Below are 12,567 nucleotides of genomic sequence, written 5' to 3'. Positions count from 1 at the left end.
GGAGATTGTCAGCGATGCGCTGGTGCATCGGCTATCGGCATCGTTGCGGGACCATCGTCTGGTGTCGCCAGGCACGTGGTGCGTTGACACCAGCGCCTGGTCGCCGAGAAGTGGGGCCCACCCGAACAACCTGTCACTTCCGTTTGGTGCCATCGTGGTCATGCTTTGAGGAAGTCGCGGTTGCCGCGTAGTCGAGTGGGGTGGCTGGGCCTCCACGAAACGAGCCCATTAGCGACAGAACTCGCTTGGCAGCACTTGGTACGGGCGCGTTGGACGCGACACGCTCAACGGACCAATCGCGGGCCCCTGTGGTGGCAGCCGAACCAGCGCAGCAGGCAAGCACCTGCTTGCAGGCGATGACGATGTTGACCGTCGCTGCCGGCGTGCTGCACAGCTCACCAGATGCTGCACACGCTCTTCCGTCGGCTTGGCGTATCGGCTTGTCTTGGTCGGCGGCCGGATCGCAACTACGGCTGCTGCAACTTAGTCGGCTTGTACCGCTGGCTACCAGTAGAGTCGATCCGTGGAACCGAGAGAAATTTTCTCGTCATCGCAACGCTGGATGATGGCTGGGTTGGACGCGTTCTCACGTGACGACGGCTCGGAGGACTTCGTCGTCCACCACATTGGTGTCGCGACAGAGCATCTGCTCAAGGCGTACCTGGCGTCGCTACACCCGGCCCACATCGTTGATGACAAGCACTGGGAGTCCTTGCTGCACGCCACTGGTCACGGTAGCCGCTCAGGAATTCCTCGCTCACGCACCAAGACGATCGGGTTGAAGGCCGCATTCGATCGTGTTAAACGGCTGATCCCCAAAATCTCTGTTTCTGTACAGGAGTTCGAGCCGGTCTTGGCGGCGCGCAATGGAGTCGCTCATGTTGGTTACCACGACGATGCTGAAGCACGATCCGTGCTCACGACCGTAATCAGGCTTGCTGTCCCGGTCTTGGCTGCCATCGAGGAGCTGAACGAGGTCGACGACTGGGCGTCGCGCTACTGGGGCAGCTATGGTCAACTTCGAGATGACCTTCTGGACGAACGCACGACAGAGCTACGGCTGGGACTCACGGCGAAGATCGCCCGGGCGAAAAGGACTTTCCTCGATCGGCTGGCTGGGATTGAGGGCGTGCAGCGAGGTGCCGTGATTGAAACCATCGGTGCCCACAACCCCTACCCATGGCATGCGGACTATGAGCAAAGAGCTGAGTCCTGTCCTGCTTGCGAGGGACGGGGATGGGTCCGCGGTCAAGTTTCGATCGACTGGGAAGACGACGGCGAAGGAGTTGGTCCCCGCGTCACCGCCTATGTTGACGGCTATGAGTGCGCCGTATGCGGAATCAGCCTCGGTCGAGAGGAAATGGAACTTCTCAAGCTTGATGCACCTGTCCAGCTAGAGGTTGAGGATGCTTATGAGTGGCTGCAGCCAGACGAGGACCTCTATCGCGATCGTTGACCTGCGACGGCTAGGGAACGCTAGCGCTCGTCGAAGAGGCGGCTGATGATTCGCGTGGCGCGGCCGGTGCGCAGCGAGCCAATGCCGGTGCGGGAATCCGCACGCCTGGTTCGGAGTCAGTTCCAAACGAGCCCAGTGGCATCCTCATCTGCAGCAACGAAATCCCCGTTGCCGCAGGAGACGGCAGCGGGGATTCCGCTTACTCGAACAACCTCACTCGCGGCACTTCTTGCCGGTGTTCACGCAGTTGACCAGGCGGTTCATGATCTTCTGGGACATCACGTTCGCGAAGTCGTCGTGGTCGGTGAGCGGGTTGTGTTCCTCTTCCGGGAACGAGTCGACCGAGTACAGGCGTGCCTGCTGGACGTCCCTGGGGATGTTGTAGGTCAGGGAGATCCGCAGCTGCGGAACGGCCTTGAAGCCCTTCTTGCACTTGCCGTTCTGGTCTGGGAAGACGATGTGGTCGCGGTGGTTGGCGGAGTCGATGTTCTTGCCGTCCCAGCAGCTCGGGAAGTCGTGGATGCGCTTGACCTTCGATCCCTGCGGGCAGATCGGATACTTGTCGATCAGGACCTTGTCCTCGAAGCCCTGGCAGGTCCAGGAGGCCTTGGCGTTCTTCGGGCCGTTCTGGCCGGCCTTGGCGTCGCCGTAGAGCACGCGCAGGAACTTCGGCATCGCGACGACCTTGCCGGTCGGGGAACCGCGGAACTGGAGATCGACGACTTCTGGGCGCTGGATCTCACCCTCGTTGCCCGGCAGCTCGTTGTTCGCGTTCTCCTCGACGTTGTTCTGGTTCTTCTTGTTCTCGGTGCCTTCGGCCTGGGCGTTGTCGCTGTTCTCGCCGCCGTTGTCGAGGCCCTTGTTGTTCTGGTCCTTCACCTTGCAGGGTGCGAGCTGCTTCAGCTCGGGTGCCTGCTGGTTCAGTCTGCGGAAGGCGATCTCCATGCGGTCCAGCACCGCGGCGCGCTTGTCCTTCAGCGGGCCGAGGACGGCGTTCTGCACGAAGTTCGGACCGCCCTGGCCCTGCGACGAGGCAATGCGCTTGTCGGCCTCGTCGATCTGCTTCTCGATGTTCTCCAGCTCGCGGCTGATCTCGGCCTGAGCCCCGTCGGGGACGTCCTCGGGCAGCGCGGAGGCGACGTCCGGGCACTCGACGGCGGGCGCGGCCTTGTCGGCCTTGTCCTTGTCTTGCTGCGCCTTGTCGTCCTTCTTCGGCGGTGTCTTCTCCTCGTCGTCTTCGGCCTTGTTGATGCGGATGACGGGCCAGAAGTAAGCGGACTTGTCGCCGTTCTTGCAGGTCGTGCCGGCCTTCTGCAGCGACTTGTTGTTCGAGTCCGCGTTCGTCGACAGGTTGCCAACGTAGTCGTGCAAGTGCTGCGCACCGTTGCGGACACCGGGCTGCGCGATGAAGTTGTCCGGGTTGAAGTGCCCGTTCTCGTTTCGACCGCAGTCGACGGTGAACGTACCCGTGGTGGCGTCGTTCTCCGGCTTCGGTTTCTTGACGTTCGGCTTCACCTTGGTGATGTCGACGAACAAGCCTTTGTCCAGAGCGCCGTCGGCAAGCGCCGTGCCGTCGGTCGAACCGACAGCCACCACCGCGGCACCGCCAGCGACCAGTGCCATCGCCGCTGCGGCGGCGGTCAGCCAGATCGTGGATTTCCTCCGGTGAAAAGCCATTTGCCACCTCGTGTAGTCCGATAAAACGGCATGGTGAAGCTGACGGCGGTTGGCCGTGTCGTTCGGGGTGAGCTTCGGTGTTCGGTTAGTATGATCGATATTTACTTCTCGTATTTACTTTTGGGCCCGGATATCATTCGCACTCCGAAAGTGCGCGTGCTGGCACCGCTGTCGCGCCGAAGAAAACCCGGTTGTTCTGGCCGAATACGCCTTGCTCGGCGGTGCGGGTGAACCTGGGTGCCCTCTGGTGCAGTTGGGATCACGCCGTCAGTCGGGTTGGGCGACGCGTCCGCTGCCTGCTGATCTCCGCTGGCGCCTGGTGCCCCGGTGCTGTTCGGAGGAGAAGCTAGCGGTTGCGGCGACTCGATCGCGCCGAAGTCGACGCGTCCGGTGTGCTCCTGGATCTGCGCGGCATAGGCGTAGACCTTGCCGTGAGCTATGTGGAGTCGGTTGGTGAAGACGGAGTCGAACTCGTCGCCGTTGGCCGCGTCTATCTCGGTGAGCCAGCCCGTCTGCTCGTCGGTGGCCTTCTGCGGCAACGTGACTTCGAGCAGTACGCCCGCCCGGTTCACCATGTTGGCCACCAGGGTGCGCCTCTCGATGGGGTACTTGCCGGCCTCTTGGATCTTCGGCTGGTCTGGCCGTTTGGCCTTGCCTCTCTCGCCGGCTGGCTTCTCCCGCAGCTCGGTCTGGTTGGCCCGGTTCACGAAGTTCCGGTTGGCAGGTCCGAGCGGGCCCCGCCGGGTCTGCGTGACCTCGTCGCCCCTCCCGCCACTACCGGGTGGCGAGGTTGAGATGGGGCTGGAGGGATTGGCGGCCTGACCAGTTGGGCTTCCGGTGGTGAGCGGCACGGCCGGCGCAGCGCCCGCCGGCGCGACGATGAGTCGCATCGGCGTTGCCAGGTCTGTGGGGAGTCGCACGAACTGAACTACGAACCAAGATAGTAGTACGCCTCAATCCGAGACTTCAGTGTTATCTAAACGTTACCTGGTCCGGCGCGGTCCAGGCCTGGCATCGAGGGCTATAGACCTGAGCGCGCGTTTCGTGAGTTGGGGACCGTTCATCGAGAGTTCGGTGAGCTCGCTCCAGGCGCGCGTTCGGGGGTTCTGCGGGGACGTATCCGGCGCGGCGACCGGTCCTGCGGCGGCGACAAGGTCAGGCCAGGGCTACCGCTGGAGCCCGCCGATGTGGAGGAATCGGCTTCGGCCATCAGGCGTCTTCGTGTCCGCAGATGCCGGTTGACCACCGCATCGTCGGTTTGTTCGAGAACTTGGCGGCCTCAAGCCAGTCCGGGCGTTAGGTCTCGGTGACGCACGCTTCGCGCCGCAGGGGCTTAGGCCTAGACCTGAACGCACTGTGTTCACCCCTGCCTTCTGTACTCCGCTGGGTGAATGACCGAGCGTGTGCGGCGTTGCAGACTCGATCCAGGTGAACATCGCTGAAAGGGGGAGCGGTGAGTCAAGGGTCGCTGTTCGGGCCGGATGCGGCGCCGGTGGCGAAAGCCGCTGATGACGCTTGGCGTCGAATGCAGGTGCTGGTCACGGTCAAGGCCGCGCCGAACCCGTCGGCCGCCTATGGCGAGACCGTCTGCGTGGCGGGGTTGAGCATGGATCTGGACGCGCCGGGGTGGGTGCGCCTGTATCCGATCAACTTCCGTGATCTGGAGTCCGCGCAACGGTTCAGGAAGTACGACATCGTGTCGATCAAGGTGAAGCCTGCTCGCAACGACCCTCGCGTCGAGAGCTGGAAGCCGGACATGACCAGTCTGGTGGTGCAGGACTACCTCAAGCCTTGGAAGAGAAGGCGGCCGTTGGTCGAGCCGTACGTCGAGGAGTCGATGTGCGAGGTGCTGAACGCGGTCAGGTCTCGTCCGCCGGCCCGTTCGTTGGCGGCGGTCCGTCCTGCTTCGGTGCAGGGCATCGACCTTGAGTCTCATCCTGGCTGGACGGCGGACGAGCAAGACAAGATCAACAGGTACGTCGGTCAGATCGACATGTTCGGCACTGACCGCACGGCCCTGGAGGCTCCGCGCTTCAGGGGTTGGTACCGCTACAAGTGCACGACGACCAGCTGTGGTGGCCATCGCCAGGGCATCCTCGACTGGGAGTTCGTGGCCCTTCAGCGCCGGTTGGTCAAGCTTGGTGACGACGCGTTGAAGGTCGAACTGCGCAAAAGGTACTTCGGCGAGATGTGTGCTGCTGGCAAGGACGTCGTGTTCTTCGTCGGCAACCAGGCCAAGCGGCAACACGTTTTCGGAGTGGTCGGCGTGTACTGGCCGCCGCGCTAGACCTCGACGAGGTCGCGCTCCAGCCGAAGGCGCACCTGGTGAAGGACGACGTCGCGGTGGCACCGCTGCTCGTCGGCCTCGAAGCACATAACCGCCACGCGCTGGTGCTTGGCGAGCTCGACGAGTTGGTCCAGCGCGGTCTCCGCGGCCTCGTCGGTGAGCAGTGCCGAATAGCGGTCACGGGCTTCGGAGAGTTCCTGAAGGCTGCCGCCGAATCCGGCCCGGTTGGTCTTGGGGTTGCCCAGGCCGCGCAAGTGCAGGTACTCGGCACCTGTGGAGGTGACCGCGGTCGAGAGTGCTGTCTTGCTGAAACCTCGCTTGCGGGAGATCGGAGTCAAACGAACGTCGACGAGGACGTTGATCCGCTGTTCGCCGAGGCGTGCGAGGAACGCGTCCAGATCAACCCCTTCGTAGCCGGTGCCGACGATGCCTGGTGCCGTTCCGTGCATGCGCCGACCCTTTCACAACCTGGACGGGCGGTCGTCACCGGTCTTGCCGCCTCCGTTGGCTGGCCGAGAGTTCCCACGTCGATGCCAACATATCGATGAGTGTTGAGATGACACTCACTTGGACTAGATTCCAACTTATCAACGAACGTTAGGATGAATCGTGACGGACGACCGCAGGGACACCTGTGACCTGTTGTGCCTGGATCTGCCACATGCCGAGGAGATCCGGACGGGTCTGCCCGAGCTGGGTGTGGTGGAGGCGGCGGCAGCTGCAGCTCGGGCGCTGGGCGATCCGACCAGGTTGCGGGTCGCGGCTGCGTTGTTGACCGGCGGCGAGTTGTGCGTGTGCGACGCCTCTTGGGTAGTGGGTGCGGCTCAGAACCTGACGTCGCACCACCTGCGGCAGCTCAAGATCGGCGGGCTGGTGTCGTCTCGGCGTGACGGGCGGTTGGTGATGTACGCGCTGACCGGTCGCGGGCGCGCGTTGGTCACCGCGGTTCTCGAAGTGCGGACGGAGCAGGTCGTGCCTGCGGGTGACGGTGGAGCGTTGAAGGGGTGAGTCGTGGCTGAGGAGTGCTGCGGGCCGCAGGAGTTGAGCGTGCGGACGACGGGGCAGGGTGACGAACACGGTCCCGACGAGGGGCCGGGAAGCCTGTGGCAGGTCCGCGAACTCCAGCTGGCCGCTGTCGCTGCGGTGCTTCTGGCTGTTGGGTGGTGGATCGGGTCCACGGGCGCGGAGCTGGTGGGCGACGGGCTGACGTTGGCGTCGGCCGTGGTGGGTGCGGCCTCGTTCGTGCCGGGCGCGGTGCGTGGCCTGCTGCGGCGTCGGGTCGGGGTCGGCACCCTGATGACCATCGCCGCTATAGGTGCCGTGGCTCTGGGGCAGTTCACCGAGGCCGCGATGCTCGGCGTGTTGTTCTCGATCGCGGAGGGCCTGGAGCACTACGCGATCGTGCGGACACGTCGTGGCCTGCGTGCCCTGCTCGGGCTGGTGCCGCCTACCGCGTCGGTGCTGCGGGACGGGACCGAGCTGCAGGTCTCGCCGGACGAGCTCGTGGTCGGCGACCGGATGGTGTTGCGGCCCGGTGAGCGTGCCGCGACCGACGGGGTCATCCGGACCGGCCACACCAACCTGGACCTGTCGGCGATCACCGGTGAGTCGGTGCCGGTGGAGGCCGGGCCTGGCGACGTCGTGCACGCCGGTGCGATCAACGGTGGCGGCGCGATCGAGGTCGAGGTGACGTCCCGGGCGTCCGACTCCTCGCTCGCGCGGATCGTGCACATCGTCGAAGAGGCCCAGGATCGGAAGGGCGCCGGGCAGCGGCTGGCTGACCGCATCGCGCGTCCGCTCGTTCCGGCGATCATGGTCTTGGCCGCCCTCATCGCCGGCCTCGGGGCGCTGTTCGGCGAACCGATGTTGTGGCTCGAACGCGCTTTGGTCGTGCTGGTGGCCGCTTCGCCTTGTGCGCTGGCGATTTCCGTTCCGCTCACCGTCGTTGCCGCTGTGGGGGCGGCGAGCAGGCAGGGGGCGCTGATCAAGGGCGGCGCCGCGCTGGAGGAACTGGGCCGCATCGGCACGGTCGCGTTGGACAAGACCGGCACGCTGACCCGCAACGCTCCGCGCGTCATCGACGTCCTGACTGCTGGGGAGGCAACGCGCGAGCAGGTGCTGGCGACCGCGGCCGCGCTCGAAGCCCGCAGCGAGCACCCGCTGGCGCGCGCGATCTTGCAGGCCTCGGCAGCTGTTCCTGCCGCTGACGACGTCACCGCGGTGCCTGGGCGCGGACTCACCGGAACTCTCGACGGCGCTTCGATCCGGCTGGGCAAGCCGGGGTGGGTGGACGCCGGCGCGTTAGGTGGCCAGGTCGACCGCCTTCAGCGGGCGGGCGCAACCGTGGTGCTGTTGGAGCGGGATGGGGTTCTGCTCGGCGCTGTCGCGGTTCGCGACGAGTTGCGCGACGAGGCTCCCGAGGTCGTCAGCAGCCTGCGTGGGCTGAACATCGACACCGCGATGCTCACCGGCGACAACACCGCCACCGCAACGGCGTTGGCCGGTCAGGCGGGCATCTCGACCGTCCACGCCGAGCTCCTGCCCGAGGACAAGGCCGCCCTGGTCGAGCGGCTGCGCAACGGTCGCAGGATCGCCATGGTCGGCGACGGCGTCAACGATGCTCCTGCGCTGGCGACCGCCGACGTCGGTATCGCCATGGGCGCCATGGGAACGGACGTGGCGATCGAGACCGCGGACGTGGCGTTGATGGGCGAGGACCTCCGGCACCTGCCTCAGGTTCTGGCGCACGCACGGCACGCGCGTCGCGTGATGCTGCAGAACGTCGGGTTCTCGTTGGCGATCATCGGGGTGTTGATCCCGTTGGCGGCGTTCGGGGTCATGGGTCTGGCGACGGTGGTGTTCGTGCACGAGTTCGCCGAGGTGCTGGTCATCGTCAACGCGATTCGGGCGGCCAAGAGCACACCGTTGCCCGAGGTGACCGCGGTCGCTCCAGCTACACCGCAGGCGTTGAACCTCACGGTCGTGGGCAACAAGCAGGGCGACTCCGGCTGTTGCGACGCCTGCTGATCCCTCCTGCAAGGCACCTCTATCCTGGTGTTCGTGTTGAACGGAAGGCGCCTTGCCACGACGACTGCGCCAGGCGTTGTGCGCCTGGTGGTCGTGCTCGGCGTCTTGTTCGGCTTGATCGTGGTGCAGGCCGCTCCCTGCCTGGATCGCGTTGATGTTTCGGGCCACGGCACAATTTCCGTAGTCGTGTCGAGCGATGCCGCTTCCGTCGATCAAGTGGAAGCTGCGGCTTCGTCAACGCCGTTGAACGCCCCGGCTGGTCTGGTCGGGCTCTGCGTTGTTGTTCTTCTCGTGGTGCTGTTCGTGATGGCGGGGCTCGAGCGGCTGAGCCGGTTGATCGCCGTGCTGACGCGTCCTGGCGGCAGGCGGCCTGTCTTCCGTCGTCGGCGCCCGACTCCTGATCTGGACGTTCTCTGCGTGCTGCGCGCTTAGGCCGAGTCTTCCCCGTTCCGCACGGGGAATCGACCTTCCTTTCGCCGTCACACTCGGAGGCTTGAGTTCGTGCTGTCCACGTTGAACCATCGATTGGCCGTGACCATCGCGGCGATGCTGCTCGTCACTGGTTGTGCCACTGGAAAAGACGCCGTTGTTCCCGGCGGGACGTTCGAGTTCGTGGCGCCGGGAGGACAGACCAAGATCTTCTACGATCCGCCGTCGCAACGGGGGACGGTGGCGGGACTTGCCGGTGAGAGTCTGATGGAGCCGGACAAGCAGATCTTGCTGGCTGACTTCACCGGTCAGGTCGTAGTCCTCAACGTGTGGGGGTCATGGTGCGGGCCCTGCCGTGCCGAGGCCGACGATCTGGAGGCGGTCTACACCGGGACGAAGGAGTCCGGGGTGAGCTTCCTCGGGGTCGACGTGCGCGACGACCGTGCCGCCGGTCAGGACTTCATGCGCAACTTCGGAGTCACCTACCCCTCGATCTTCGATTCGTCCGGGCGTTCTTTGCTGGCGTTGAAGGGCTTTCCTCGCAACACCGTGCCCGCCACGATCGTGCTGGACCGTCAACACCGCGTCGCTGCCGTCTTCTTGACCGCGCTGGTGCGTGACGACCTGCTTCCGGTCGTGCAGCGTGTCGCGGCTGAGGCGACTCCATGAACCCCACCGACATCGCCGTCTCCGGTCCGCTGCTGCTGGCCGCGTTGATTTCCTTGGCTGCGGGGGCGATTTCGTTCGCCTCTCCGTGCGTCATCCCGCTGGTACCCGGCTACCTGGCCTACCTCGCGGGGCTTGTCGGCGCGGACGCTCCAGCGGTGGACACCGATCCCGCGCAGGTTCGTGCAGGGCGCTGGCGTGTCGCCGGTGCCGCGCTGTTGTTCGTGGCGGGCTTCGCCGTCGTGTTCGGGGCTGCGGTGCTCACGGTGTTGGGCGTCTCTGACGCGCTGCTCGCCAACGAGTTGTTGTTGCAGCGCATCGGGGGCATGGTCACGATCGCGATGGGCTTGGCGTTCTTGGGCTTCATCCCCTCGCTGCAACGCGATGTGCGGCTGCGTCACCGGCCGCAACGGGGGATCTGGGGTGCTCCTGTGCTCGGTGCGGTGTTCGGCCTCGGCTGGACGCCGTGTCTCGGGCCCACCCTGGCCGGGGTGATCGCGCTGGCCAGCGGAACCCAGGCGGGTCCGCCGGTGTGGCGGGGCCTTGTGCTCGTCCTGGCGTACTGCCTGGGGCTGGGGCTGCCGTTCGTGCTGCTGGCAGTGTCCGCGCGCTGGGCGATCACCACGGCGAGCTGGCTGAGGCGCCACACGAGGGCGGTTCAGCTCACCGGCGGGGTGCTGTTGCTCGCCGTCGGAGTGTTGTTGGTGACCGGGCTGTGGGGTGAGGCGATCATCTGGCTGCGCGGGCCCATCTCTGGCTTCAGCACGCCTTTGTGACTGGGTCGGGCAGGAGCAGGTCGCGGGAGATCCTGGTGAACTCCTCGCCGTAGCCGGCCTGATCGGTTCTGGCGAGGCCGCCTACCTCGACGAGGGTGCGTCCGTCCGCGTTCGGGGTCGCGCGCACCCAGACGCGGCGGCGCTTGATGGTCAGCGACGTGCCCAGGCCGACGGTGATCAGCGCGGAGAACACCAGCACCCACCCCTGCGTGGGGTCGTGCGAGATCTGGATCGACACCCAGTCGCGCACGCCGTCGAAGCGGATCACCGTGCCGTCGTCGAGGCGCAGGTCCTCGCCGACGCGCAGGTTCTGCCGGGCCACCCTCACCAGGCCGCCGTTGTCGACCATCCGCTGGTCGATGGAGAAGATCGACTGGCCTCGCCCGGAGTCGGTGCCCAGGTCGCCGCGGTAGACGTCGACGGCGACCGCCGGGTCGTTGGCGGCGGGGAACGCGGACGTCAGCACCTTGTCGCGGAACTCGGCGGTCGGTGCGAGCAGGCCGGTGATCGCGAGTTGGTTGCGGCGGCGTTGGTCGCCGTCGGCCATGTTCGGCGGGTCGAACTTCGTGGCGCCTTCCGAGGCCAGCGTGATCGGGTCCACTGGCCGCCATTGCGTTGCACCGGTGCGGACTTCGCCGTTCGGGAAGGTGACGGTGAACAGTGGCGTGTAGCCGTGGCCGAGCAGGTAGACGCGGTCGCCCGCAGTCCGCAGGGGCCGGTTGACCTCCAACGCGTACGGCTTCCAGGTGTTGTTGTCCAGATCCGCGCCGGACTGGTAACCGATGTCCGCGCGGAAGCTCTCGGGCTGGCCGTTGGACAGATAGCGGGCGGTGAAGCCGTCGACCTTGACGCACAACGGAGTCAGCTGGGTGCCGTCCACGCGCAGACCGGGCCGGAACCAGTCGTAGTTGTAGACACCGGAGTTGCAGAACTGGCCGCCGTCGGCCTGGACGATGACCTGGCCCTCGTAGTTGAACATCTTGCCCAGCGCGAACGCCACGAGCAGGCCCAGCAGGGAGAAGTGGAACACCAGGTTGCCCGCTTCGCGCAGATAGCCACGTTCGGCGCTGATGGTGCGCACACCACCGGGTTCTTCGCGAACGGTGCGCCGCCAGCCCTGGAGTCGGTGTCCGGCTTGGGCGACTACTTCTTCGGGTGTGCGCGACGCCTCGGCTGCCGCGTGGTGTGGCATTCGAGCGAGGTTGCGAGGCGTGAGCACTGGCTTGGCTCGCATCTGCCGCACGTACTCCGCGGTTCTGGGCAGCAGGCAGCCGATCAGCGAGATGAAGAGCAGCACGTAGACGGCGGAGAACCAGTAGCTGGCGTAGACGTCGAAGAACTGCAGCCGATCCAACAGCCGGCCCCACCAGCCGTTCGCCACGATGTACTGGTCCACCCGCACCGCGTTGAGAGAACGCTGCGGCAGCAGGGCACCGGGCATCGCGGCCAGTGAAAGCAGGAAGAGCAGGGTCAAGGCGGTCCGCATGGACGTGAGACCACGCCACGCGTTGCGCAGGAACGGGACTGTGGTGCCAAGAATGCTGGGCGGCATCAGGTGAACCGCTTTCGTTCGTCCGTCATCGACACGTCGGCTTCACGCTTCGGTATCTACTATCCAGCATAGTGGTGAACGGCTGTCGGCCGGTGTCCGTAGTCACCTGAGAGGGACATCCGCCGTTGAAGGGAACCACCGTGAGCAGAAGGCATGTCGTCGTGCTCGTAGCGCTCCTGCTGACCGCTGCTTGCTCAGCAGAAGGTGAGAGCGGATCCGCTCCGAACGGGACCGAGCAGCAGGCGGCCGGCCCCGCCGTCGGCGCGGGCAGCAGCACTCGGGTTCTTCCCGGCGACATCGCGACCTTGCAGGTGGTCCAGCTGACGGGCGGCGGCGAGATCCTCGCCGACAGCCAGAAGTACACGCTGTACCGCAACGAGAAGGACTCCACGAACCCGCCCAAGTCCAGCTGCAACGACGAGTGCGTCCTGGTGTGGCCGCCTCTTCTCGCCCCCGGCAGCCAGTTCGACCTCAAGGGTGTCGACAAATCCCTTGTGGGCACGATGAAACGTGACGACGGCACGTTGCAGGTCACCGTCGCCGGACGACCGCTCTACCGGTACGTCGACGACGAGCAGGCCGGCGATCTCAACGGGAACGGGGTCGACAGCCAGTGGTTCGCCGTCACGCCCGTGGGGGAGAAGGTCCGCCCCTGAGGTTGTGGTCCACACGGGACACCGGGTGGCGTCCCGTGTGG

General features: G+C 65.7%; 12 protein-coding genes. 8 read left to right on the top strand and 4 right to left on the bottom strand.

Annotated features, from left to right (window positions below):
* Positions 1 to 523: 523 nt before the first annotated feature.
* Positions 524 to 1,456 (top strand): hypothetical protein, encoded by a 933-nt coding sequence (locus tag ABZX02_RS07490; protein ID WP_355295788.1) that lies wholly within the window; start codon positions 524 to 526, stop codon positions 1,454 to 1,456.
* Between the two features lie 213 nt (positions 1,457 to 1,669).
* On the opposite strand, the gene ABZX02_RS07485 is transcribed toward ABZX02_RS07490, so the two are convergent.
* Both ABZX02_RS07485 and ABZX02_RS07480 read right to left on the bottom strand, forming a co-directional pair.
* Positions 1,670 to 3,079, bottom strand: a complete 1,410-nt coding sequence (locus tag ABZX02_RS07485; RefSeq protein WP_355295845.1) for a DUF1996 domain-containing protein — start codon at positions 3,077 to 3,079, stop codon at positions 1,670 to 1,672.
* Between the two features lie 155 nt (positions 3,080 to 3,234).
* Positions 3,235 to 4,023 carry a hypothetical protein gene (locus ABZX02_RS07480; RefSeq protein ID WP_355295786.1) on the bottom strand — a complete coding sequence of 263 codons (789 nt, stop codon included), beginning with the start codon at positions 4,021 to 4,023 and terminating at the stop codon, positions 3,235 to 3,237.
* A gap of 563 nt (positions 4,024 to 4,586) precedes the next feature.
* Here ABZX02_RS07480 and ABZX02_RS07475 point away from each other — a divergent pair.
* Entirely contained in the window at positions 4,587 to 5,420 is an 834-nt protein-coding gene (locus tag ABZX02_RS07475; RefSeq protein WP_355295784.1) for a hypothetical protein, read from the top strand.
* Here ABZX02_RS07475 and ABZX02_RS07470 read toward each other — a convergent pair.
* Positions 5,417 to 5,869, bottom strand: coding sequence for a DUF488 domain-containing protein (locus ABZX02_RS07470; protein ID WP_355295783.1), 453 nt, complete (start codon positions 5,867 to 5,869; stop codon positions 5,417 to 5,419). The genes ABZX02_RS07475 and ABZX02_RS07470 overlap by 4 nt on opposite strands.
* A 160-nt stretch (positions 5,870 to 6,029) precedes the next feature.
* Here ABZX02_RS07470 and ABZX02_RS07465 point away from each other — a divergent pair, with 160 nt between their 5' ends.
* The 5 genes from ABZX02_RS07465 (at position 6,030) to ABZX02_RS07445 (ending at position 10,318) form a co-directional block, all read left to right on the top strand.
* Positions 6,030 to 6,428: a metalloregulator ArsR/SmtB family transcription factor gene (locus ABZX02_RS07465; RefSeq protein ID WP_355295781.1), complete on the top strand. Its 399-nt coding sequence runs from the start codon at positions 6,030 to 6,032 to the stop codon at positions 6,426 to 6,428.
* Positions 6,429 to 6,467: 39 nt separating this feature from the next.
* Complete coding sequence (locus ABZX02_RS07460) at positions 6,468 to 8,447, top strand: cation-translocating P-type ATPase (protein ID WP_355295843.1); 1,980 nt, start codon at positions 6,468 to 6,470, stop codon at positions 8,445 to 8,447.
* Positions 8,448 to 8,480: 33 nt separating this feature from the next.
* Complete coding sequence (locus ABZX02_RS07455) at positions 8,481 to 8,879, top strand: hypothetical protein (RefSeq protein ID WP_355295779.1); 399 nt, start codon at positions 8,481 to 8,483, stop codon at positions 8,877 to 8,879.
* Between the two features lie 114 nt (positions 8,880 to 8,993).
* Positions 8,994 to 9,545, top strand: a complete 552-nt coding sequence (locus tag ABZX02_RS07450; protein ID WP_355295841.1) for a TlpA disulfide reductase family protein — start codon at positions 8,994 to 8,996, stop codon at positions 9,543 to 9,545.
* Entirely contained in the window at positions 9,542 to 10,318 is a 777-nt protein-coding gene (locus tag ABZX02_RS07445; protein WP_355295778.1) for a cytochrome c biogenesis CcdA family protein, read from the top strand. Before ABZX02_RS07450 ends, ABZX02_RS07445 begins: the two co-directional genes overlap by 4 nt.
* Here the strand turns inward: ABZX02_RS07445 and ABZX02_RS07440 are convergent.
* Complete coding sequence (locus ABZX02_RS07440) at positions 10,302 to 11,870, bottom strand: cytochrome c biogenesis protein ResB (protein ID WP_355295776.1); 1,569 nt, start codon at positions 11,868 to 11,870, stop codon at positions 10,302 to 10,304. The two genes, ABZX02_RS07445 and ABZX02_RS07440, sit on opposite strands and share 17 nt — an antisense overlap.
* Positions 11,871 to 12,010: 140 nt before the next feature.
* Here ABZX02_RS07440 and ABZX02_RS07435 point away from each other — a divergent pair, with 140 nt between their 5' ends.
* Positions 12,011 to 12,526, top strand: a complete 516-nt coding sequence (locus ABZX02_RS07435; RefSeq protein WP_355295774.1) for a hypothetical protein — start codon at positions 12,011 to 12,013, stop codon at positions 12,524 to 12,526.
* The last annotated feature ends 41 nt before the right edge of the window (positions 12,527 to 12,567 follow it).

It is taken from the genome of Lentzea sp. NPDC003310 (assembly GCF_040610935.1).
In the GTDB taxonomy this organism is placed as follows: Bacteria; Actinomycetota; Actinomycetes; order Mycobacteriales; family Pseudonocardiaceae; genus Lentzea.
This window is presented reverse-complemented; position numbering and strand designations above follow the sequence as displayed.

Excerpts from the sequence above, each read along its gene's own strand:
- ABZX02_RS07485 (WP_355295845.1), bottom strand. The coding sequence starts at position 3,079 with ATGGCACTGGTCGCTGGCGGTGCCGCGGTGGTGGCTGTCGGTTCGACC.
- ABZX02_RS07445 (WP_355295778.1), top strand. The coding sequence starts at position 9,542 with ATGAACCCCACCGACATCGCCGTCTCCGGTCCGCTGCTGCTGGCCGCG.
- ABZX02_RS07450 (WP_355295841.1), top strand. The coding sequence starts at position 8,994 with ATGCTGCTCGTCACTGGTTGTGCCACTGGAAAAGACGCCGTTGTTCCC.
- ABZX02_RS07480 (WP_355295786.1), bottom strand. The coding sequence starts at position 4,023 with ATGCGACTCATCGTCGCGCCGGCGGGCGCTGCGCCGGCCGTGCCGCTC.
- ABZX02_RS07470 (WP_355295783.1), bottom strand. The coding sequence starts at position 5,869 with ATGCACGGAACGGCACCAGGCATCGTCGGCACCGGCTACGAAGGGGTT.
- ABZX02_RS07440 (WP_355295776.1), bottom strand. The coding sequence starts at position 11,870 with ATGCCGCCCAGCATTCTTGGCACCACAGTCCCGTTCCTGCGCAACGCG.